Source organism: Methanosarcina soligelidi, assembly GCF_000744315.1.
GTDB lineage: Archaea > Halobacteriota > Methanosarcinia > Methanosarcinales > Methanosarcinaceae > Methanosarcina > Methanosarcina mazei.
Genome location: NZ_JQLR01000001.1, coordinates 2,341,564 through 2,363,449, shown reverse-complemented (window position 1 = coordinate 2,363,449; position 21,886 = coordinate 2,341,564). Strand labels below are relative to the sequence as shown.

The 21,886-nt window shown below is 44.8% G+C and carries 21 protein-coding genes; 12 read left to right on the top strand and 9 right to left on the bottom strand.

Going from position 1 to position 21,886, the window contains the following annotated elements; all coding sequences use genetic code 11:
- Positions 1-339: 339 nt before the first annotated feature.
- Positions 340-1,449: a DUF362 domain-containing protein gene (locus M886_RS10360; RefSeq protein WP_048051127.1), complete on the top strand. Its 1,110-nt coding sequence runs from the start codon at positions 340-342 to the stop codon at positions 1,447-1,449.
- Positions 1,450-1,487: 38 nt separating this feature from the next.
- Here the strand turns inward: M886_RS10360 and M886_RS10355 are convergent, their stop codons facing one another.
- On the bottom strand, positions 1,488-1,850 hold the full coding sequence (locus M886_RS10355) for an Mth938-like domain-containing protein (protein ID WP_015412627.1): 363 nt from the start codon (positions 1,848-1,850) through the stop codon (positions 1,488-1,490).
- 177 nt (positions 1,851-2,027) lie between these two features.
- On the opposite strand from M886_RS10355, the gene amrS (M886_RS10350) reads away from it, so the two are divergent.
- The 9 genes from amrS (M886_RS10350) (at position 2,028) to M886_RS10310 (ending at position 12,373) form a co-directional block, all read left to right on the top strand.
- Complete coding sequence (gene amrS / locus M886_RS10350; protein ID WP_048051126.1) at positions 2,028-3,065, top strand: AmmeMemoRadiSam system radical SAM enzyme; 1,038 nt, start codon at positions 2,028-2,030, stop codon at positions 3,063-3,065.
- Between the two features lie 424 nt (positions 3,066-3,489).
- Complete coding sequence (locus tag M886_RS10345) at positions 3,490-4,284, top strand: ATP-binding protein (protein ID WP_268745858.1); 795 nt, start codon at positions 3,490-3,492, stop codon at positions 4,282-4,284.
- A 304-nt stretch (positions 4,285-4,588) separates the two neighbouring features.
- Complete coding sequence (locus tag M886_RS10340) at positions 4,589-4,774, top strand: hypothetical protein (RefSeq protein ID WP_015412630.1); 186 nt, start codon at positions 4,589-4,591, stop codon at positions 4,772-4,774.
- Between the two features lie 984 nt (positions 4,775-5,758).
- Positions 5,759-7,333, top strand: coding sequence for an ABC transporter substrate-binding protein (locus M886_RS10335; protein ID WP_048051125.1), 1,575 nt, complete (start codon positions 5,759-5,761; stop codon positions 7,331-7,333).
- A 113-nt stretch (positions 7,334-7,446) separates the two neighbouring features.
- Positions 7,447-8,388: a nickel ABC transporter permease gene (gene nikB, locus M886_RS10330; protein WP_048051124.1), complete on the top strand. Its 942-nt coding sequence runs from the start codon at positions 7,447-7,449 to the stop codon at positions 8,386-8,388.
- Complete coding sequence (nikC, locus tag M886_RS10325; RefSeq protein ID WP_048051123.1) at positions 8,372-9,271, top strand: nickel ABC transporter permease subunit NikC; 900 nt, start codon at positions 8,372-8,374, stop codon at positions 9,269-9,271. Before nikB ends, nikC begins: the two co-directional genes overlap by 17 nt.
- Entirely contained in the window at positions 9,268-10,296 is a 1,029-nt protein-coding gene (locus tag M886_RS10320; RefSeq protein WP_048051122.1) for an ABC transporter ATP-binding protein, read from the top strand. Before nikC ends, M886_RS10320 begins: the two co-directional genes overlap by 4 nt.
- Positions 10,284-10,982: an ATP-binding cassette domain-containing protein gene (locus M886_RS10315; protein ID WP_048051121.1), complete on the top strand. Its 699-nt coding sequence runs from the start codon at positions 10,284-10,286 to the stop codon at positions 10,980-10,982. Before M886_RS10320 ends, M886_RS10315 begins: the two co-directional genes overlap by 13 nt.
- Before the next feature lie 200 nt (positions 10,983-11,182).
- Positions 11,183-12,373 (top strand): methyltransferase, encoded by a 1,191-nt coding sequence (locus M886_RS10310; protein ID WP_048051712.1) that lies wholly within the window; start codon positions 11,183-11,185, stop codon positions 12,371-12,373.
- Positions 12,374-12,619: 246 nt separating this feature from the next.
- Here the strand turns inward: M886_RS10310 and M886_RS10305 are convergent, their stop codons facing one another.
- From M886_RS10305 to M886_RS10280, 7 genes are all read right to left on the bottom strand, one after another.
- Positions 12,620-13,105 (bottom strand): metal-dependent transcriptional regulator, encoded by a 486-nt coding sequence (locus M886_RS10305; RefSeq protein WP_011034489.1) that lies wholly within the window; start codon positions 13,103-13,105, stop codon positions 12,620-12,622.
- Between the two features lie 465 nt (positions 13,106-13,570).
- Positions 13,571-13,882, bottom strand: a complete 312-nt coding sequence (locus tag M886_RS10300; protein ID WP_011034490.1) for a FeoC-like transcriptional regulator — start codon at positions 13,880-13,882, stop codon at positions 13,571-13,573.
- A gap of 32 nt (positions 13,883-13,914) precedes the next feature.
- The gene (locus M886_RS10295) at positions 13,915-14,217 is read right to left on the bottom strand and encodes a hypothetical protein (RefSeq protein ID WP_235203928.1); all 303 of its coding nucleotides are present in this window, start codon (positions 14,215-14,217) and stop codon (positions 13,915-13,917) included.
- On the bottom strand, positions 14,205-14,372 hold the full coding sequence (locus tag M886_RS19160) for a hypothetical protein (RefSeq protein WP_235203927.1): 168 nt from the start codon (positions 14,370-14,372) through the stop codon (positions 14,205-14,207). The genes M886_RS10295 and M886_RS19160 overlap by 13 nt, the downstream gene beginning before the upstream one ends.
- A gap of 13 nt (positions 14,373-14,385) precedes the next feature.
- Complete coding sequence (feoB, locus tag M886_RS10290; protein ID WP_048051120.1) at positions 14,386-16,383, bottom strand: ferrous iron transport protein B; 1,998 nt, start codon at positions 16,381-16,383, stop codon at positions 14,386-14,388.
- Positions 16,376-16,630 (bottom strand): FeoA family protein, encoded by a 255-nt coding sequence (locus M886_RS10285; protein WP_015412641.1) that lies wholly within the window; start codon positions 16,628-16,630, stop codon positions 16,376-16,378. The genes feoB and M886_RS10285 overlap by 8 nt, the downstream gene beginning before the upstream one ends.
- Before the next feature lies 1 nt (position 16,631).
- Complete coding sequence (locus tag M886_RS10280; RefSeq protein WP_011034494.1) at positions 16,632-16,880, bottom strand: FeoA family protein; 249 nt, start codon at positions 16,878-16,880, stop codon at positions 16,632-16,634.
- A gap of 551 nt (positions 16,881-17,431) precedes the next feature.
- On the opposite strand from M886_RS10280, the gene M886_RS17510 reads away from it, so the two are divergent.
- Positions 17,432-19,915: a PAS domain-containing protein gene (locus M886_RS17510; RefSeq protein WP_052733207.1), complete on the top strand. Its 2,484-nt coding sequence runs from the start codon at positions 17,432-17,434 to the stop codon at positions 19,913-19,915.
- A gap of 132 nt (positions 19,916-20,047) precedes the next feature.
- On the top strand, positions 20,048-21,100 hold the full coding sequence (gene amrS, locus M886_RS10270; RefSeq protein ID WP_230625030.1) for an AmmeMemoRadiSam system radical SAM enzyme: 1,053 nt from the start codon (positions 20,048-20,050) through the stop codon (positions 21,098-21,100).
- A gap of 104 nt (positions 21,101-21,204) precedes the next feature.
- Here amrS (M886_RS10270) and M886_RS10265 read toward each other — a convergent pair whose 3' ends face one another.
- Positions 21,205-21,717 carry a Nudix hydrolase gene (locus tag M886_RS10265; protein ID WP_048038563.1) on the bottom strand — a complete coding sequence of 171 codons (513 nt, stop codon included), beginning with the start codon at positions 21,715-21,717 and terminating at the stop codon, positions 21,205-21,207.
- Positions 21,718-21,886 lie beyond the last annotated feature (169 nt).

Sequence of the window (21,886 nt, the reverse complement as noted above, 5' to 3'; positions counted from 1 at the left end):
GGTTAACTGAAGAACTCATTTTCCCGTCAAAAAAGCCAAAATCGGGCTTAAACGGCTTGAAAAGGAAAGATACAGGGAAATAGCAGTGGATATTAAAAAATATAATAAATTGAGAGGAAAGCTGTCAGGCGGCCTATTCTATTTTTGAATAATGAAGGCTCACTTCATACTCGTCCTATTTTTTCTGAGTTTCAGGTTATTTAAAGAGTACTTGAATAGACAACTGATTTATTTCCTTCTCTCCAGAACAGCGTAACACCTAAAAATGAATAAGACTTTCTTAGTTGCACAGCAGGGTAAGAGTAATAATTTCATTTTCTTTTGATGGGAGCTATTTGAATGGCAAGCAAAGTATATTTCTCAGACCTGAGGGCAAAAAACCCTCATGAGAGTAAAATAAGCAAGATCCAGAGACTTTTTGACGAGGCAGGGTTTGTCGAGCTGCTCGGAGCAGAAGACCTGACCGCAATCAAGATTCATTTCGGAGAATACGGGAATGACGGCTACATAAACCCGGTCTTTGTCAGGCAGGTAGTTGATAAAATCAGGGCAGCCGGAGCAAAGCCGTTTATCACGGACACAAACACCCTCTACTCCGGGAGCCGGCATAATGCGGTTGACCACCTGACAACAGCCATAGAACATGGTTTTGATTACTCTGTCGTCCGGGCTCCGCTCATTATTTCGGACGGGCTTAAGAGCCAGAACATCGCAGAGGTCGAGATCAGGCAGAAGCACTTCAAGTCCGTGAAAATAGCGTCAGACATCGTTTCAGCCGATTCCATGATCGTGATGTCCCACTTCAAGGGGCATATCATGGCAGGGTTTGGAGGTTCGATCAAGAACCTGGCAATGGGATGTGCGCCTGCGGCGGGTAAAAAAGACCAGCATTACCCTACAAGCCCGCATGTTGTCGAGGAGAAGTGCATCGGCTGTGGGAACTGCGTGGAAATCTGCCCTGTGGGAGCAGCATCCCTTGAAGGCGATGTTTCCAGAATAAATCCCGGAGTCTGCATCAGCTGCGGGCAGTGCATGGAAGTCTGTCCCGAAAACGCCATCGACCTCAACTGGGAACAGGACATCCCCGAGTTCCTGGAGTGCATGACTGAATACGCATGTGGAGCCGTAATTGGAAAAGAAAACAGGGTAGGCTATATCAATTTCCTGCTCAAAATCACCCCGGACTGCGACTGTGTGCCCTGGAGTGATGCGCCCATTGTTCCTGACATAGGAATCCTTGCATCAGCAGACCCTGTGGCTCTCGACCAGGCAAGCTACGACCTTGTTAACAGGCAGAAAGGGCTTGTGGGCTCTGCTCTCCACTGCAACCATGAAGCAGGAGCTGACAAGTTTAAAGGGACCTGGCCTAAAATTGACGGCACTCACCAGCTTGAATATGCTGAGAAAATCGGGATGGGGAGCAGGGAATACGAGCTGATAGAGATCTGAGGTAAACCGCTTTTTTGGCTCATTTTAAGGTACACAGCTCAACAGGTAACATGGAACATTGCAATGACTCTTCCTTTGCTTTTGTTCCATATTTTTATTGCTTTAGGGGTGGGAAGGAGTTTCACCTTGCAGTCTTTTTTCCTGAAATATTTCTCGGCTTTTTTCGAAAGCTCTACATAGCCGGTCTGTCCAGTCCCCATAATGAGCTTCTCTGCTCCTTTTTCATAGATGTATTTCGCTTCTTCAAGCGAGATCTTATGGGATGTTCCGTACAGTTTTTTTGAAAGCTTTTTCCTGCGTTTTTCGACCTGTCTGTTCAGTCGGATAAGGATATCGTGATTAAAGGTTTTTCCTCCGATAGTTATCGAACCAAAACTTGTGGAATTGATTTTCGGTTTCACATTTTCCCCTCCTCTAAACGAAATTTCATTTTGCATACAGCACTCTGACAGCACTCTTTATGAGACCACAGGCTTATTACCCTGCAGGAAACAAATGAATATGGGAGAACATTGTCCCGCCTTTTTCAATAATCGCATATCCCGGAACAGGGAATTTCGCAGGAATGAGATTTGTAAATGATTCACGAAGCAATGTTTTATGAAAAGCTCGCCAAAAATGAGGTGCAATGCAACCTCTGTGCTCACAGGTGCAGGGTCAGGCCCGGTAAACGGGGCATTTGCGGGGTAAGGGAAAACTGTGAAGGGTCGCTTTTTTCCCTGGTCTACGGAGGAGTTGCAAACGAAGATGTGGCGAACATAGAACAGAAGCCCTTTTATCACTATTATCCCGGGTCCACGGCATACTCTGTCGGGACCATAGGCTGCAACTTCAGGTGCAGGCACTGCCAGAACTGGAAGCTTTCCAGAGCAGCCCCTGAGGATGCTTTTCTGGGAACCCTCAGCCCTTCCCAGCTTGTCATGCAGGCTAAAATGGCGGGCTGTCAGTCGGTTTCCTGGACTTACAATGAACCCACGGTCTGGTATGAATATACTTATGATGGGGCAAGGCTTGCAAAAGAAGAAGGTCTGGGGACAAGCTATGTGACAAATGGTTACATCACGCCTGAAGCTCTCGAAAATATTGCCCCTTACCTCGACGCTTTCAGCGTAGATATCAAGGGTTTTTCCGAAGCATTCTACAGGGAGATTTGCGGGGCAAAACTGGCTCCCGTACTGGAAACATCAAGGCTTGCAAAAGAACTGGGGATCCATGTAGAAGTCGTAAACCTGGTAATTCCAACTCATAATGATTCTCCCGACGAGATTAGGGAACTTTCCCGCTGGGTTTACGAAAACCTTGGGAAAGACACTCCTCTTCACTTCAACCGCTTCCACCCTCACTACGAAATGAAGAGCCTGCCTCCCACGCCTGTAAAGGCCCTCGACATGGCACGCTCAATTGCAATTGAGGAAGGCATGCGTTTCGTGTATATTGGTAATGTACCCGGGCATCCTTATGAGAATACTTACTGTCCCGAATGCGGGAGCCTTCTGATTGCAAGAGGATTTTTTGAAATCCAGGAGTATAACATAAACCCTGATAAGACTTGCCCAAAATGCGGAGAAACAATTCCTATTACAGGAGAATATCGAAAAAGTTCAGGTATGATTTAATTCTGTTTCTATTTTGTTAATTTAAAGCTGTGTAAGCTAAAAGACAATTTTTCGTGTTAAGAAAAGTATTATCAAGGCTGAAGGATTTTTTTCCGTGTATTGTTTCTTTACTGTTGTGTCGGTGCCAGCTGTTTTATTCTCTAGTTAACAGGGCTGACAGGCCGACTATTGCAGAGGCAGCATATGAGAAGAATAATAAAAATTCTGCCTGAGTTCCGGAAGAGATCATATAGTCGATCAAAGGCGACCTATTTTTATGAAAAGTATTATTTCGAAAGTTTTATCAATCTTGAATCTTCTCCTTATTTGAGCATAATAATAAAGAAATTATTAATAACAAATGCTAATTAGGCAAAATAAAATTTTAATTGGTGCTCAGCTTTCTTGTTTAATTATATGGAACTGAAAATTTCTTTGTTATTTGATGAAACGGTGTTTGAAAAGAGGTGTGAAAATGAAAGTCCTTATTTGTGGTAAAGGTGGAAGCGGCAAGAGTACGGTTACCGCCCTGCTTGCCAAGGCAATGGCAAGAAGAGGGTACAATGTGCTTGTTGTGGACAGCGATGAGTCAAATTTCGGGCTGCACAGGCAGCTTGGTGTTGAAATGCCTGATGATTTCATGAATTACCTGGGAGGGAAAAAGGCTCTCGGAGAAAAGATGATGAAGGCTTTCCAGAAAGGAGAGGCTGCAAGCATTTTTGAAGAAAAATGGGGAATACCCGAAATCCCGGAGGCTTACACTGCAACAAACGGGAATATAAAAATGATGGCTGTGGGAAAAATCCACGATTTCGGAGAGGGCTGCGCCTGTCCTATGGGTGCACTTGCCAGGCACCTCCTGAAAAACATAGAAACAACGTCGGAAGACCTTGTGCTTGTCGACACGGAAGCCGGGATAGAGCACTTCGGAAGAGGAGTTGAGGAAGGGTGCGACCTTTTGCTGATGGTGCTTGACCCATCTTACGAGTCCATAAGGCTTTCAGAAAAAATAAGGCAGCTTGCAGAAAAAGCCGGGAAGCCCCTGTACTTCATCCTTAACCGTGCAGATAAGATAGGGACTCATTTTATGATGGAAACTGTGGATAAGACTCACGTCCTGGCTTCAGTGCCGTCGGATATGGAAGTTTTCAGGGCAGGTTTTGCAGGCGAAGAACTGAATGTGGAACTCCCGGAAATAGAGGCCATTGCTGACTTCCTTGTTTCCGGAAATAGAGCCTGAAAATATTCAGGAAAAGATTTTGATATCAGTATTTCAGCAGATGTACCGGGCATGAACATCATAATTTCTGCATTCCTCCACAGATATATCAGTTCACTGCCTGGTTTTTTTTATGTGTCCGATTCCAACAAAAGCTGGCTGAAAAATGTTCAGATATTTCCTGCATAAGCAGATATATATTCTGTTTTGAAATCAACTTTAGTTGTCATGATCTCAATTCTATTTTTTAAAAAGGTACATATAGCAGATACAACCAGTTAATATATGATATTATATTACCCAATTTTACTGGAGATGACTGAAAGTGACCATCTGGGAATACGATGTTAAAGAGATCAGGTTCAGTGAGTGGTCAAAGGCAAAGGAAGACCTTAACAACCTTGGAGTTGAAGGCTGGGAGCTAATTAAGTTTTCAAACGAAATAGATGAAAACGGCATGGTAGCAGCTGTTTTCAAAAGGCCCGTTGATTATGTCGATGCAGCCTTCTAAAACTCTTTTTATATTTACTGTTTCTTGATTTGTTTTTCTTTTAGCTGTTTCAAGTCTGATTTTTGATTCCTGAAACTAAATCGCCCTCAGTTTACCTGCTGATCCTTTAACCTGCTGATTTTTTAATCTGGTGACTCTTTAACCTGCTGATTTTTCTGATAATCCTTTGATCTGCTGATCCTTCTGATAATTCTTTAATCTGATGATCCTTCAATCTGATTACCCTTAATTTTTTTTCTGCTCTTTCTTTTTCTACTTCTTTTTCCTGCTTAGAAGCTGGTCGCAGGCTGCCATAAGAACATTTCCTGTTTTTTTCGGATACAGTATTTTACAGTATTTTATACTTCATCTTTACCCAACGCTTTCCTTGCTTTTTGTACAGCGTCTTTTTTTTGTACAGCGTCTTTACTCTACATCTTTACTCTACATCTTTACTTTATACGCATTTTTTTTACAACGCCTTTACTCTACATCTTTACTCTACGTCTTTACTCTACATCTTTACTCTACATCTTTACTCTACATCTTTACTCTACATCTTTACTTTATACGCATTTTTTTACAACGCCTTTACTCAACGTCTTCATAACGTCCATGCAGTATTACATCCTGTTAACAGCGTTTACTTGTTTTGTTATAAGAAAAATCTTTTATCTTATTAAATGTTACAATATTTTATCAAAATAATAATTGTAGAGCGGTACATCTGGAGTTATCGTTTTGAAAAACAATCTGTAAGTCTGGTTTGAAGGTATTAACCGGGGTAAATGAAGCTTTTTTACGGCTGATATTTTCGGTTTTGATCCCTTTAACCAGTTTCTTTCAAAAATATGAGCAGACGAGAAACTTCAGGTGATTCTTAAGGTTGAAACATATCTCAAAAAGCTTTGAGCTAAACCGCCCGAGAAAATATTGCTAAGTTGATCAAAGTTCTGTCAGATTCTCATTCATTATATTTCCACCATCGAAAATCGAGGACTGTTTATGAATCGAAGTTTCAAGTTGATTCTGATAATCTTTATGCTGCTTGCCGTAATCGGAGCAAGTGCCTGCATAGGAGAAGAAAAGGAAGGGACTGCAAAAGGTTCGGTTTCCGGAGAAGGCTCCCAGGAACTTGTCGTGGGCATAGGTACGGATGTCAGCAACTGGTACCTTAACACGTTTGCATCCGGTGACGCACGTTTTGTCTGGTCTCAGGTTTATGAAACCCTTGTAAGGCTTGATTCGGATCTGAATATCATTCAGGGTCTTGCCGAATCCTGGGAAACTCCCGATGAAGGCAAGACCTGGATCTTCCACCTCCGCGAAAATGTCACTTTCCACGACGGTACCCCTTTAAATGCGGATTCGGTTGTGTTCTCTTATTCCAACCAGTCCTATGTAAGGCAGGCTGTCTTAAAGCCTGTACAGAGCGTGGAAGCCGTTGATGAGTATACCGTGAAATTTGTCCTGGCAAAACCCATGCCATTGCCTTATTACCTGACCCATGTAGCCTGGCCTGTAATGGGACCCGGCTGCGTTGACTCCGAAGGGAACTTTGTTAAACCCGTAGGTACCGGGCCTTTTATATTTGAATCTCAGAAAAAAGACCAGGAAGTGGTGCTCACAAGAAACGAGGCATACTGGGGAGAAAAATCGCTTCTTGATAAGGTCACTTTCAAGGTAATTCCTGAAGCCGCTACCAGGGTTATCGCCCTTGAGACCGGGGAAGTGGACATGATAATCAAGGTCCCTGAGTATGATGTTAAAAGGCTTGAAGCCAAAGATGGGATCCAGATCCATAGAAAACTCACGACCTTTACGGACTTCCTCCAGTTTAACTGCGACAATTCCCCCTTCAATGATACGAGGGTGCGCCAGAGCGTTGCTTATACTGTCGATACTGAAACCCTTGTAAACGAAGTGCTTGAAGGCATTGGTGAACCTGCAGGCGGAAGACCCTATTCTCCTGTAATGATGTACTCTGACCCTGAGCTAAAGACATATACACAGGACCTTGAGAAAGCAAAAGCTCTTCTTGAAGAAGCAGGGTGGAAAGATTCTGATGGGGATGGAATAAGGGACAGAGACGGGAAACCCCTTCATGTGACTCTGGTAGTGAGCAAAGGAGTCTGGGCACCCAGGCATAACCCCATGGCTCAGGTTGTGCAGGGAACTCTCAGAGAAACGGGCATGGATGTGGAAATCCAGGTGCTTGACGACGGAGCTATAAGCAAACTCGAAAGCACAGGGGACTTCGGTATGATACTGAGAAGCGGATATTTCGTCTGGGGCCCCTACCCGAAGCATTTCTTTATTCACCATTCCGCAAGCCCCAATTCGCATTACCACAATGAGACCTACGACGAGCTAGTAGATGCAGCCGATAGGACCGTTGATGCAAAGGAGCAGGAAGAACTCTATCATTCCCTGCAGGCTTTTGTGATTGAAGAAGTCCCGGCTTATTACCTTGTGCATGAAGAAAAGGTCATTGCAACCGGTCCGTCTGTAAAAGGCTATACCATAAGCTCCGAAGACCCCTGGCTGAACCTTTCAGGGGTCTATCTGGAAAGGAAGTGAGTGCAGAGTTCGAAAAATGCAAAGTCAGGGAAAATATAAGCTGGAAAAAGGTAAAGTTTGAGAGAAAGTCAGGGAAAATATAGGCTGGAAAAGGTAAAGTTTGAGAGATACCCATGTGGGAATACATAGCAAAGCGTCTTGCAATGGTCTCCATTGTAATCGCGGGAGTTACGCTTGTAGCATTTTCTGCGATGTACCTTGCTCCCGGAGACCCTGCGGAGGTTATTGCCCTTGAAAGGTACGGTGAAGACCTGAGCACGGACCAGATCGAAACCGTGAGGGAGGCAGAAGGACTTGATTCTCCCGTGCATGTGCAGTACCTTATATGGCTCGGGCACCTGCTGAGGCTTGACCTTGGAAAATCGCTTGTGACATCGGAAGATGTCCTTGACGAAATCCTCCATAAACTGCCTGCCACTGCGGAACTTGCAATTGCCAGCCTGCTTATTTCCCTCCTTATAGCCCTGCCAGCCGGGATCCTGAGTGCGCTCCGGAAAAACACCTTTCTTGACAGAAGCTGCATGTTTGTTTCTCTTCTGGGGGTTTCCATCCCGAACTTCTGGCTCGGGCTTCTCCTGATCTGGCTTTTTGCCCTGACGCTTCACATGCTCCCGAGTTTCGGTTACGGGAGTCTCAAGCATTTTGTCCTCCCTGCTCTTACCCTTGGCACTTCAATGGCTGCTGTTACTGCAAGGCTGACTCGCGCAAGCCTTCTTGAGGTTATGGGGCAGGAATACATTGTGGCTGCCCGAGCAAGGGGGCTTGACGAACATACGGTCCTTTTCAGGCACGCTCTGAAGAACGCCCTTCTTCCAGTTGTCACATTTGCAGGGATGCAGCTGGGTTACCTTCTGGGAGGAGCAGTGGTTGTGGAAACTATCTTCTCCTGGCCGGGAATTGGAAAACTCCTTGTAGACTCGATTTTTGCACGGGACTTCTCCATGATCCAGGGCTGCGTCCTCTTTATAGCAGTGCTATTTTCCCTATCCAGCCTGGCAGTAGACCTCCTCTATGCAGTGCTTGACCCGAGGATAAGATATGACAGACATGATTGAAAAAACAGAGATTACCGAAAAAGCGTACCTGGCTGAAAAAAGGCTGGGAATCGCAGAGTTCCGGAATAACATGCTTGCGGTTTCAGGCCTCCTGCTTATTGTCGTTCTCTGCATTCTGTCTCTATTTGCTCCTGAAATCGCCCCTCACGACCCCTTTGTCCAGAGGCTTGACAGCAGGCTTCTCTCCCCTTCCCAGGAATATCCTTTCGGAACAGATGAGCTTGGGCGCTGCATTTTTTCAAGGGTCATCTACGGCACGCGAATCTCACTTGGCATAGGAATCCTTGTAGTTGCAGCAACGTCTGTTGCAGGCACGGCTATCGGGCTGCTTTCGGGGTACAGCGGAGGACTTCTCGATGAAGCTTTAATGAGGGGAGTGGATATCGTGATGGCTTTTCCCAATATCATCCTCGCACTTGTGATTGCAGGGCTGATGGGTCCGGGTTTTTTCAGTGTTGTACTTGCCCTTGCCGCTACCCAGTGGCCTGCCTATGCCAGGCTTGTGCGCGGGCAGGTCCTGTCCCTCCGGAAGAGAGCTTTTGTGGAGGCAGCAAAGGCTCTCAGGCCTTCAGGCTTTTACATAATAAGAAAACATATCCTTCCAAACTGCACGGAACCCGTAATCGTGCTCGCGACCCTTGAGATCGCACATGTCATTATCTTCGCTTCAGCCCTGAGCTTTCTTGGACTGGGGATCCAGCCTCCGGTCCCTGAATGGGGCTCAATGCTAAAAGCCGGTATCCCTTACCTCCGTACCGCCCCACACCTCACATTTTTCCCGGGGTTGATGATTATATTCACGGTCTTTGCATTCAATTTTGCAGGAGACGGCTTGAGGGACAGCCTGGGGCAGCCTGAAAACCAGGAGGTGCTCGCAAGGTGAGTTTTCCCGTTCTCACAGTAGAAGACCTGAATGTTTCTTTCAAAACCTCAAAAGGGGTTGTAAAAGCCAATGAGGGTGTCTCCCTTGAGGTGAGAGAGGGAGAGATTTTAGGGCTTATAGGGGAAACCGGTTGCGGAAAAACCACCTTCGGGAAAGCTATTTTGAGACTGCTCTCAGGAAAAGTGAAACTTGAAGGAAAAATAGTTTACAGGGGTACGGATATCCTTGCCCTTCCCGAAAAGGAAATGCGGCGGTTCCGGGGAAAGGAAATAGGGATAATGCTCCAGAACCCTTCAGCCTGCCTCAACCCTGTCCTTTCTGCAGGCAGGCAGATTGCGGAAATTTACCGCTACCATGAAGGCATGGGAAAAAAGGAAGCTGAAAAAAAAGCCGGAGAGATGCTCGAGCTTGTGGGAATAAGCTCTTTGAGGAAAGATGACTACCCCCACCAGTTCAGCGGAGGGATGCTTCAGAGGGTTATGGTTGCGATAGGTCTTGCCCTGAGGCCCGGACTCCTGATCGCAGATGAGCCTACAAAGGGGCTTGACACGGATACAAAACTGCAGATAGCAGAACTGATTGTCGGGCTTGTGCGCAAAGAAAACGCTTCCATGCTCCTTGTCACACACGACCTTGAACTTGCTGGCAGGCTTGCAAACAGGATTGCAGTCATGTATGCAGGAGAAATTGTTGAAATCGGAAAGGCGGAAGAAGTTATTTCCAATCCCGGGCACCCTTACACCTGTGACCTGCTTCATTCCCTTCCGGGCAAAGGGTTAAAGGCTGTTTCAGGGCAGATCCCCAGCCTCGTTTCTCCTCCATCGGGCTGCAGGTACCATCCGCGCTGCAGTTGTCGGTTTGAGGCATGCTTACAGGTCCGTCCGGAACTTCTTAAAAATGAGGGCGGGCGCTTTATCCGCTGCCTTCTTTCCGGAAAGGAGTGGAAAACCGAAAATACAGCTGATTCTCCCATCAGGGAACAGCCTGCCTTCAGCTGTACGGAGGAAGAGACATGGCACTTTTGAAGGTTGAAAACCTGAGAAAGTACTATTATTCGGGACTGTTCAAAAAAGAGGTCCACAGAGCGGTTGATGGGGTCAGTTTTGAGGTTGAGAAAGGGGAAACCCTCGGTCTTGTCGGAAGAAGCGGCTGTGGAAAATCCACACTTGGAAGAACGGTTTTGAGGCTTCTTGAACCAACTTCCGGCAGGGTGCTTTTTGACGAGCAGGACATTTCAGGTTTCAACGGCAGTTCCCTTAAAAGCCTCGGGACGAGAATGCAGATCATCTTTCAGAACCCGGAATCCTGCCTGAACCCGAGGATGAAGGTCTATGATGCTGTTGCCGAACCTCTGAGGCTCCACAGGATCTGTGAAAGAAGCGAGGAGAGGGGACGGGTGCGGGAGCTGATAGAGGCAGTTTCCCTGAGCGAAGAACTGCTTTTCCGATATCCCAGGGAACTGAGCGGAGGACAGCTCCAGAGGGTTGCAATAGCCAGGGTACTTGGCATGAATCCCGAATTCATAGTTGCAGATGAGCCAACTTCCATGCTTGATCCGCTTGTCCAGGCGCAGATCCTTTCTCTGCTCAAAAACCTGCAAACAGAGTACGGGATCAGCTTTCTATTCATCTCACACGATATGCAGGTAATTGAGTGGATGAGTGATAGAATCGCTTTCATGGAGGAAGGAAAAATTGTCGGTTTCAGGTAATGCTGCAATACGGGAATTCTGTAGTCCTTTGCCCGGTTTGACCGGTTATGCTGAATTTATTTTTACCTGCTTGCTTTTTCTCTGTTTAACTCTAAATCATAATCTATAAACTACATCTCTTCATAAACTATATTCAGCCGGATCAAACAGATAAATAAATGAAAATGAACAGGGAAATATATGAAAATAGGAGAAATGGTATGGAAGACAAAGACAAGGATACGGAAAATAAAGCTCGGAATCAGACTGAGTCAGCTGTTGACCTGATGCAGAAGCCTGAGATAGATGCCGACAGATTTTTCAAGCTGTTTGACTCCTCTGTCCAGGGCCTCAGGCAGTGCAGGCTCATTTCTGCAGCTTTTGAGCTTGGAGTTTTTAAAGCCCTTGAAGTCCCTTTGTCCGCAGGGGCTCTGGCTGAAAAAATTGGCTGTGACCCTGCGCTCATGCCTCATTTCTGCGAGGCACTGCATAGCCTCGGGCTACTTGACAGGTTTGAGGAAGGGATAAGCGAAGAAAAGGAAAACGCGCAGATTGCAGTAAAGGGCACAGGAGAAGCCGAAGGGAAAGAAAAACCCGGAGACGAACCCGGTGACAGAATAAAAAATGACGGCGCAGTGTATTTTGTCTCGGAGCTCAGTGCAACTTATCTTCCTGGAAACTCTCCGTTTTCCCAGAAGCACTACCTTGCCGAAAGGATAAGAAATGTAGAGCGCTGGTCCCGCCTTCCTCAGATCATGAGACAGGGACCTGATATTGTCGAGAAAGGGCCTTTTTTCGGGGAAGTTGTACACTGCATGGCTGAAAACGCACGCTGTGGGCTTCTTCAGGAAACTGTCAGGGTTGTCATGGAAAACGTTGATTTTACAAATGTCAAAAAGTTTCTTGACCTTGGAGGAGGGCACGGGCTTTATTCAATCGCTCTGACACGCCTGAACGAGAACCTTCAGGCTTTTGTTTTCGACCTCCCACCGGTTACCAGAGAAACAAGATATTTCATAGATAAGTATGGGGCTTCAAGGGTGGACATAATTCCGGGTGACTTTTTTAAAGATGATATCGGAAGCGATTATGACGTTATATTCTCTTCCTTTAACCCTGGAGGAAAGGTGCCTTCCCTTATTCCAAAAATTGCCGCAGCCTTAAAGCCGGAAGGGGTTTTCATAACACGGCAGGTTCCTGATGAAAGCATGAAATCCAGCCCTCTCATGAGCCTTGACTGGAATCTCTGGACTTTTGAAGATGTTAAAAAAGGAAGTTCCGGCTACAGTTTCGAAAACAGCGTTCTTTTCAGTGAATACATAGATATGCTGGGGAATCACGGGCTTGAAGTTTTTCGTGCCCTTGACATGACGGACGGGTCAAGAATCGTATTTGCATGGAAAGTGACCTGAATTTTGTAGAAACAGAAAGCCACTGCAAAATCATATGGGCAGGATATCATAAGTTTGCATATGAAAATTATGTGTCTGTATATAAAACTTATAATTATGTGTATATATATATAAAAGTTATATGTCTACATATAAAAGTTATAAGTCTGCAATAAATATTATAAATCTGCATATGAAAGTTCATGACGGTTCCTTCAAACAGGAACTGTCAAAGGACTTTTTGCAAAGCTGACTGCCCTGATAAAATCAGTCCGTTTTTTTTCCGTGGACAGGGCATTTGTCGCGGTTTTCGGGGGAGTAATATATATATTTTCCGGTCTCGACAAAATACCTGAAATGCTCTATCCAGATTCTTGACTCGTCTTCTTTATCCGTGAATTCCACAAACTTTTTCAGGATTTTCGCAGTTTTTGGGTCAAGGATGTGCTCAATCTTGCAGGCGTCTTCTTCTGCCGTCTTTTCATCAAGCCCCAGGTGCATGAGAAATTCTTTGAGCATGCTGTATTTTTCTCTTGTCTTTCTGGCGATTTCCGTCCCTTTTTCAGTAAGGGTTACTCCGCCATACTTTTCATAATTTATATAGCCTTCTTTATCCAGTTTTTTGAACATACCTGTTACAGTAGAGGGGCCGAGTTCAAGCTCTTTCGCTACATCTTTAACTTTTGCGTATCCTTTTTCTTCCACAATTGAGGCGATAATTTTCAGGTAGTCTTCATCTCTTTCTGTAGTCATAAAACTCGAACCTTTTTTTGTATGCCGAATATTTTTCGATTATATTCAATTATGCGGGAAAGACATATAAGGATAGCTGTACGGTAAGCAAAAAAATAAAAGGTAAAGAATTGGAATCAAAAGTGGAATAAAGGACTGAAACTTTGAAGTAAGAAATTTTGAAAATTTTTCTTCCCTTATTTAAGTGCAGGTATTTTCGGAGAGGAAGACAGGATAATAATTTTCGGGAGTTTTTCAAGCTTGGGAGGCATCTCTTTCCTGTCTTCCTTTTCTTTAAGCCGAGATTTCAAAAACCCGGATGCTTTGCATCCTCTTGCCTTAAAATTTAAAGTATTTTTTCAGTTCTCGTTTTTATTTCTGGTCCTGTATTTTGTTCGCTTTCTGGTCTGTTTATGCACATTTAAGGTCAGGGAGGCTGCGCCCGGGTTTTGAAATCTCCTGTTTTGTTCATCAGGATTTTTCAGGTTAGCCGGTCTGGCTGTGACAGACTCTTTTTCCCTTCTCGGTCAGCCTGTAAACCGTGCCTGTTGAAACGGTGGGTTTTTCTAAAAACCCGCAACATCCACAATTTTTGCAGGAGCCGGGACAGGAAGAGGATAAGACGGAACTGTTGTCCGTAACTTTTTCAATATGTCCCATTCTTTCCATTATTTCGAGTAAGCCTCTAAGCTGCTGCGTACTCATTTTCAAATGTCCCGATATCTCATTGAAAGACATATTGCCTTTATTTTCCACTTCCGCTATCTGTTTTAACACATACATGTATCCGAGTACCATAATCTGTTTTCTCCATATCCCCAAATTTTTTCTTATTCTGTAATTCCTTCTGAATCCTGTAGCCTGAACGTTTTTCCCTCTGCTGTGTATACTGCCAGGGAAATCAGGCCGAGGTAAAGTGCAGGTTTAATGCCGGAAAGAAGTGTCCACTGCTCAAATCCGTCAGCTGACAGTACCCTGGCGTTGACGACGTCGGCAATAAAAGTCAGCAGATACAGAGCTCCAAAGAGCAGGGAGAGTACGATTCCCACATAAACATAGGCTTTTCCTTCAAAGGACCCTTTTGAAAACTCAACAGTCCCGTGTAAGTAAACTGCACCCACTATCGCAAGCACCAGACCTCCGGCAACCGCGGGGGGAACAGGCTGGCGGATATAAAGTCATGGGGCAGAAGACCTGTTCCTTTCATGACCTGTAAGCCTCCGATTCCAAGGTATGTTGCCCCCCAGAGGAGAGTAAAACATGTCAGGGTTCTGTTCTCATTTTCCATCCACATCAGCTCCTCATGCAAACACTATATTTCCCATTTTTACCGTCAAAAATGCCATTACCCATGCCACAGCTGTTGAATAGGCGGCTGCAAAAAACATCCATTTCCAGGAACCCGACTCTTTTTTGATTACCGCAACCGCTCCTATGCAGGGAACGTAAAGAAGGGTAAACACCATAATCCCGAGTGCGACAGCAGGTGTAAATATCGGGTCTGCGGCAAGCGCCGAAGATAGCATCCCTTCATCTGCTCCTGTGCCGTAAAGGGTTCCGAGGGAGCCTATGACAACCTCTTTTGCAAGGAACCCGAATATGAGGGAAATTGCAATTTTCCAGTCAAAACCCAGAGGTGCTACCAGAGGTTCGAGCAGTTTCCCGAGGCTGCCGATGTAGCTTTCCGCACTTCCGTATTCAACTCCCTGAGGGAAATATGCAAGCAGCCATATAACCATCACTCCTCCAGCAATTACGGTACCAGCTCTTTTGAGGTAAAGGAAGCCCTGGTTCATCATGTACTTAAAAGAATTGACAGCCGAAGGCCTGTGGTAGGGAGGAAGTTCCATTATAAAGGCAGACGGGCTGCCTTTGAAAATGATGGTTCTGAAAAGCTTGGCAGACACTATTGCCACAATAATTCCAAGCACATAGATCCCGAAGATAACGGATCCCGCCTGTTTACCGAAAAATGTCCCTGCCAGCAGCACGTAAACAGGCATCCTGGCTCCGCAGGACATGAATGGTGTAACCATCATCGTGATAAGGCGGTCTGCTCTGTTTTCAAGGGTACGGGTTGCCATAACAGCCGGGACAGAACACCCGAACCCCATGAGCATCGGAATAAATGATTTTCCCTGGATTCCCATCGCATACATCAGCCTGTCCATGATAAAGGCTGCTCTTGCCAGATATCCGCTGTCTTCCAGCAAAGCGAGGAGGAAGAACAGGATGAAGATGTTAGGGACAAAGAGCATGACAGATCCAGCTCCTGCAATTATCCCGTCTGCAAGCAGGGATGAAAGCCAGGGTGAATCTATGTTTGCAGTGACTATTTCGGCAAGAAGGCCGAAAAACATCTCAATAATTCTCATGAAAGGGGTTGCGAAGGCAAATGTCAGCTCAAACATTCCCCACATCAGGGCAAGGAATATGGGGATCCCCAGGTACCTGTTTGTAAGCACCTTATCAATCATATCCGAGCCTGACATCATTTCAACGTGGCTCTTACTTACCTCAGGAAGGAGCTTGCTTATGAATTCATAACGCTTATCAGCCATTTCGGCTTCGTATTCTTCAGTGTTCAGGCCGGAAAGGAATTTTTTAACTTCAGCCTCTATCTTTGAGGAAGTTAGCTTTGAGTGCGCATTTTCATCCCCTTCCAGCAGTTTGATGCTCAACCACCTGGAAGGATACCTGGCCATAAGAGTTTCATCTTCAGCCAGAACCCGTTCCAGATGTCGGATTTTCTCCTCTATTTTTTCACCGTACTCTATTTTATTATTGGAAGGTCTGGCAGAGCCGGATTTTGAAATGACTGCGTCAAGGAGTTCATTGATACCTTTGCTTTCTTTTGCGGTTGTTTTTATCAATGAGACTCCAGGCAATTTCTCAAGCGCATGGGCGTTTAAGCCTTCACCCCTTTTTTCTGCAAGATCGGACATGTTGAGGGCAAGGATAAGGTTCGTGCCGATTTCCAGAAGCTGGGTGCTCAGGTAAAGATTGCGTTCCAGATTTGTCGAGTCAAGGACCTGTACTACGACATCAGGTTTTTCTTCAAGGATGTAATCCCTGGCAACAACCTCGTCAGCGGAATAGGCTGTAAGGCTGTAGGTGCCGGGAAGGTCCACAATTTCAAGGACATGTCCTCCATATGCCTTTGTACCTATTTTTTTCTCAACTGTTACCCCTGGCCAGTTTCCTACCTTTTGCCTGGCTCCGGTAATGGCATTGAAAATGGTCGTCTTTCCCACATTGGGGTTTCCTGTAAGTGCAACCCTTATCTTATTCTCAACCAATTTCCGCACCTTCAAATGAATCCGGCTCTACCATGATTTTCATAGCCATTCCTTTTCCAAGGGCGTATCTGGCTCCGTTTACATTAACAAGCAGATTTCCTCTCTCGCACCCTATAAGCCGGACAGAAGACGAGGGTGTGAATCCCATCTCTATTAATCTTCTCCTGAGCTCAGCACCTGCTCGAACTTCGCTGATCCGGCAGCCTTTTCCTTCCTGGAGCATTGTAAGAGGCATCTGTGCGGGCAAATTAACCCTCCATCTGTTCAACAATTATCATCTCAGCTTCTTTTTTCCTGAGAGACAGGTTGTACCCTTTTAGCTTGAAATCTACAGGGTCTCCCAGCGGGGCTTTTTTGCTAACACTGAGAACAGTCCCGGGAACCATGCCCATATCGAGCAGACGCTTTCGGGAACTTCCGCCTCCCTTCACCTGAATAACACGGGCTTTCTGTCCTGTTTCCAGCATATTCAGGGTTTTATTGATGATTTCTGTCATTTTGTATCACCATAAGATATTCGGATTGCCAAAATTTTTGCTTAGCATTGAAATGCAATACCAATTATTTAAAATTTTCGCATATACGAAAATTATGTGCGTAAATGAAATAATCTTCACCCAGGAGATAGTTTTGAACAAATCCGAAAGCTTCTGTTAATTCGGGTTAGAGTGCTCTTGTTAATTCGGGTTAGAGTGCTCTTGTTAATTCGGGTTAGAGTGCTCTTGTTAATGCGAGTTAGGATGTTCTATTTCAACTGGGCCGTTAACACAGTTCACGAAAAAAGAGAATTCTGATGCAGGAGAAATAGCTGTAATTCCATTTCTTTTTCGCAAGGGAGAGGCTGACTCTTGACAGGTAACTGTTAATTATTATGAAAACAATTTAACTGATGGGTATGCGATACAGTAAAACGACAGAATGTATGGAAAACTGTGTATTATTTTATTTCTGATCTAACCTGTTTCAATAGTTACAGGGGTAAAGTGAAACTAATTCATTGATTTCATTGCATCGAAAAAATCAAATTCGAAAATACCGGGGAAGGGAGATGAAAGACCGTCAGGAAAAACCGGACCGTAACAGTAAGCCGGAAACACTGGTAAATGAAAAAAATGAGTTGCCCATCTCGGGTGATGATTCCTGCAGTTATCAGGCACATGGAGAAACAAGTTATAATGATGAAGAAAGCACTGCATCAGGTCATTTTTGCAGCGGACTTCGTCTGAACGGCTTTCATTTTATTGAAAACATACTTGACACCATGGTCAATCCTGTTTCATACAAGGATGAAAATGGTGTTTTTCGTTTAGTAAACGAGGTTCACGCCAGAAAGGTTCTGGGTTTTCCGAAAGAAGGAATTATCGGGAGAACGATCTCCGAGCTGGCTAAAGAAGTTTTTGATAAAGGTGATAGAAGATATATTGTTGAGAAGAAGAACCTTCTGGAAGGCTGTAATGAATGGACAGGGATTGAGGTGGAAATCCTGAACCATGGGGGGTCGCGGACAGAAGAACAGGAGTTTATAGTTGCAGACGGCACGACAAAAACTTTCATCTTAAATAAATCAGCTTTGAAGGATGAAAATGGGGAGATTGCCGGGATAGTTACCGTAATGCAGGACATTACCGAACTGAGGCAGATGGAAAAAGCCCTGAAAGAGAATATTCAGGCTAAGGATCAATTAAACGAACAGCTCCTGAAAACCGAAGAATCATATCGTGCAGTCATAGAGAAGACAGGGCAGATGGTGTATGACTACGATAACCAGAGTGATGTGATTACCTGGTCAGGCTCTATTGAGAATATCACCGGATACCCAGCTGAATATTTCAAGAACTCACGCGCAGCGTTCTGGATAGGACATGTCCATCCGGAAGACAGGAAAAGGGTACTTGAAGGGTTCGAATCCCTGGATACAGGAAAAGATTTCCAGATGGAGCTCCGTTTCAGAAAGAAGGATTGCACTTATATCGATCTGGAATGGAATACTGCCAGCATCAGGGACGAGAACGGCAGGGTGTTAAGAAACCTTGGAGTTGTCAAGGACGTTACTGAACAGAAACTTGCAGGCATAAACCTCCAGAGAAGTGAAGAGCGGTTCCGGAAGGTGGCCGAACAGACAGGACAGGTTATTTTTGATTTAAACTACAAAAAGCATAAAATTGAGTGGGCTGGAGCTATCCAGGAAGTGACGGGATACAGTCCAGAAGAGTTCAAGCTTTTTGACGAGTCAGTCTGGCTGGAAAATGTATATCCTGAAGATCGGCATGAGTTGTTTTCGGCTTTGAAGAAATCCTTTGAAGAAGGTAAAAGATTTAAAGTGGAGTTCAGGTTCAGAAAAAAAGATGGAAGCTATATCCATGTAGAGAACTCCGGGGTCTGGCTGCAGGATGATGAGGGCAGAACATACAGAACCATGGGTGTAATGAAAGATGTTACTGATCAGAAGTCTGCGATGGAAATAATTGAAGCAAGCGAAAGAAAATACCGCTCTTTCATGCAGAATTTCCATGGGATTACTTTCCAGACGGATGAAAACTTTTCCCCAGTTTTCTTTCACGGGGCTGTTAAGGAAATTACCGGATACTCGGAAGAAGAGATCCTTCACAGGATGGAATGGACAGATATAATCCATCCTTCGGATCTGCCTCGTGTTTTTAAAGAACAGGAAAAGGTATGGAATTCTCAGGAAATGTTATCCGGAGATATTGACTGCCGGATTATACGGAGGGACGGGACAGTCCGATGGGTGAACCTGATTTATCAGAAGGTCCAGGGAGAGAACGAAAAACCGAAGTTTCTGCAGGGAATAATTTACGATATAACCGAAAGAAAGGAAACGGAAAAATATCTTGCAAACCTTGAAGCTGCCCGCCAGAAAGAAATTCACCACCGTATTAAAAATAATCTTCAGGTCATTTCTTCCCTTCTCGACCTCCAGGCTGAAAGGCTCGCCAGTATGAAAACCGTCCGTCTCGAGGACGTCCTGGATGCTTTTAAGGAGAGCCAGAACAGGGTTTCTTCCATAGCTCTTATTCATGAAGAGCTCTACCAGAACAAAAAAAGCAACACACTGAACTTTTCTTCATATCTCAGGAAACTTACTGAAAACCTTTTTCAGACATATAAAATTGGCAGTGCTGATATCAGCTTGAAGCTGGACGTGGAAGAAAACACTTCTCTGGATATGGATACCGCAGTCCCGTTAGGGATTATTATTAATGAACTGGTCTCAAACTCTTTAAAGCATGCATTTCCTGGCAGGAAAACAGGAGAAATCCGGATCAACCTCTGCGGAAGTGAAACCTGGAGAGCCAGAAAAGACCATAAACAGCGGAAGATTACAGGGTTTACCCTGGAGATTTCAGACAACGGAATAGGAATTCCGGAAAGTTACGAAATCGGAAATTCCGAAACACTAGGCCTGCAGCTTGTAAGCATTCTCATGGACCAGCTTGAAGGCGAGATTGAATTAAGGCGGAAAGGAGGAACCGATTTCATTTTGAGGTTCAATGTGGAAAAAAAGTCCTGATGCCTTTACCGCCAGTATCGTCCATTCCCTATTTTATCTGTACCTGTTTATCCCTGACATTTTCCGGGAAGGGGGAAATCTATAACAGTAACCGTTATTACGTAAAAAAACAATCACTAAATGGGGATTTATGTGATAAAGGAAGCCATGTTCTACGAAAAGATCGGAGACGATAAAGTACACTGCAGTCTCTGTGCCCACAGGTGCAAAATTGCGTCCGGAAAGAGAGGCTTTTGTGGGGTCAGGGAAAACAGGAACGGAGACCTTTACTCTCTTATTTACGGTACTGTTTCAAGCGAAGCTATAGACCCTGTGGAAAAGAAGCCGCTTTACCATTTCTTTCCGGGTTCCTATGTTTATTCAGTAGGTACTATAGGGTGCAATTTCCGCTGTAAGCACTGCCAGAACTGGTCAATCTCTCAGGTCTGCCTGGAAGACGCATACACAAAAGACATTCTTCCGGAAGAGCTTGTGGACAGAGCCCTTTTATCAGACTCGAAGTCCATTGCCTGGACATATAACGAGCCTACTATCTGGCACGAGTATACCTATGAGAGTGCAAAACTGGCAAAGGAAGCAGGTCTGGGTACTATTTACGTAACAAACGGGTATATGACTCCTGAATCACTAAAACATATCGCCCCTTATCTGGATGCGGCCAACATCGACATTAAAGCTTTCAACGAAAAGTTCTATCACGATATTGCCAGTGCAAAACTGGCTCCCGTGCTTGAAGCTTCAGCTCTTGCAAAGGAGCTGGGGATTCATGTGGAGATAACGACCCTGATTATTCCCGGAGTTAATGATTCTCTTGACGAGTTAAGGGAACTTTCAAAATGGGTCTACAAAAATCTGGGTTCCGATACCCCCTTGCATTTTACACGCTTCCATCCGCAGTACAAAATGCAGGACCTTTCCCCAACACCTGTAAAAACTATGGAGAATGCCTGTAAAATCGCAACCGAAGAGGGGATGAAATATGTCTATATGGGCAATGTCCCTGGAAGTGACCGCAACAATACTTTCTGTCCCAACTGCGGCAAAATGTTGATCCTGCGTGGCTATTTTGATGTAGAAAAGTACGAAATCACCCCTGAAAAGACCTGCCCTGCCTGTGGAGAGAATATCCCCATTGTTGGAGAATATGGAGGCTCAAAACACTTGCCGGATGATGACAGGTTTTGAAGCCAGATGCCGGGTGAAGATAGGTCTTGAAGCTGTCACACAGCAGCGTGAATTTATAAATATGTGATAATATATTGTTTCAATTAATTTTTAGCTAATTAGCGTTAGAAAAGATATTTTTCGCACCCTTCTTTAAAGATCTTTATTATTCCTTCCCTGAGGGCGGGAGTATAGTTGCCGGGCTCTGCTTTAACAGCCCTGTGCAGTTCTTCGAGTTCCACCCACTCAACGGATGTAGCTTCTTCCGGGTCATACCGGATAAGGCTTGCAGCCTCTTCCGAGCATCTGCCTGAGAATATGGTATGGTAAGCCCCTTTGTTTTCTCGGATGCAGGGGATTTTAAACAATCTCCTGAAAGGGACCGAGATTCCCAGTTCTTCAAGCATCTCCCGCTCCATGCAGACTTCATATGACTCACCTGCTACGGTGCCGCTTACGGAATAGGTATAGCGGTTAGGGAACCAGAACTTTGCAGGTGACCGTTTCTGCAGGAGCATCCTGTTTTCAGGATCCAGAAGGATTAGCTGGGAAGCTCTGTGGATGTGGTTACCCGAGTAAAAATCTTCCCTGGCTCGCAGGCAAAGAAAATTATCGTTTTTGTCAACTTCAATAATCATTTCTGTCACAAAATACCCCTATGAATCGCTCTATATATTGTTTATTCGTAAAATCCCTAACTGATTTTTGCTTATTATTATATCTATAATTATCTATTAATTTCCGATTGTTTGAAATCCAATAGTAGATAGAAATTCAGAAGAATACTACAGAACCAAGCTCATATAT

What these genes read in the sequence shown, in the direction of transcription:
- M886_RS10360 (WP_048051127.1), top strand. Translation starts at nt 340, where the DNA reads ATGGCAAGCAAAGTATATTTCTCAGACCTGAGGGCAAAAAACCCTCAT.
- amrS (WP_048051126.1), top strand. Translation starts at nt 2,028, where the DNA reads ATGATTCACGAAGCAATGTTTTATGAAAAGCTCGCCAAAAATGAGGTG.
- M886_RS10345 (WP_268745858.1), top strand. Translation starts at nt 3,490, where the DNA reads ATGAAACGGTGTTTGAAAAGAGGTGTGAAAATGAAAGTCCTTATTTGT.
- M886_RS10335 (WP_048051125.1), top strand. Translation starts at nt 5,759, where the DNA reads ATGAATCGAAGTTTCAAGTTGATTCTGATAATCTTTATGCTGCTTGCC.
- nikB (WP_048051124.1), top strand. Translation starts at nt 7,447, where the DNA reads ATGTGGGAATACATAGCAAAGCGTCTTGCAATGGTCTCCATTGTAATC.
- nikC (WP_048051123.1), top strand. Translation starts at nt 8,372, where the DNA reads ATGACAGACATGATTGAAAAAACAGAGATTACCGAAAAAGCGTACCTG.
- M886_RS10315 (WP_048051121.1), top strand. Translation starts at nt 10,284, where the DNA reads ATGGCACTTTTGAAGGTTGAAAACCTGAGAAAGTACTATTATTCGGGA.
- M886_RS10310 (WP_048051712.1), top strand. Translation starts at nt 11,183, where the DNA reads ATGGAAGACAAAGACAAGGATACGGAAAATAAAGCTCGGAATCAGACT.
- M886_RS10305 (WP_011034489.1), bottom strand. Translation starts at nt 13,105, where the DNA reads ATGACTACAGAAAGAGATGAAGACTACCTGAAAATTATCGCCTCAATT.
- M886_RS10300 (WP_011034490.1), bottom strand. Translation starts at nt 13,882, where the DNA reads ATGGTACTCGGATACATGTATGTGTTAAAACAGATAGCGGAAGTGGAA.
- M886_RS19160 (WP_235203927.1), bottom strand. Translation starts at nt 14,372, where the DNA reads ATGGAAAATGAGAACAGAACCCTGACATGTTTTACTCTCCTCTGGGGG.
- M886_RS10280 (WP_011034494.1), bottom strand. Translation starts at nt 16,880, where the DNA reads ATGACAGAAATCATCAATAAAACCCTGAATATGCTGGAAACAGGACAG.
- M886_RS17510 (WP_052733207.1), top strand. Translation starts at nt 17,432, where the DNA reads ATGAAAGACCGTCAGGAAAAACCGGACCGTAACAGTAAGCCGGAAACA.
- M886_RS10265 (WP_048038563.1), bottom strand. Translation starts at nt 21,717, where the DNA reads ATGATTATTGAAGTTGACAAAAACGATAATTTTCTTTGCCTGCGAGCC.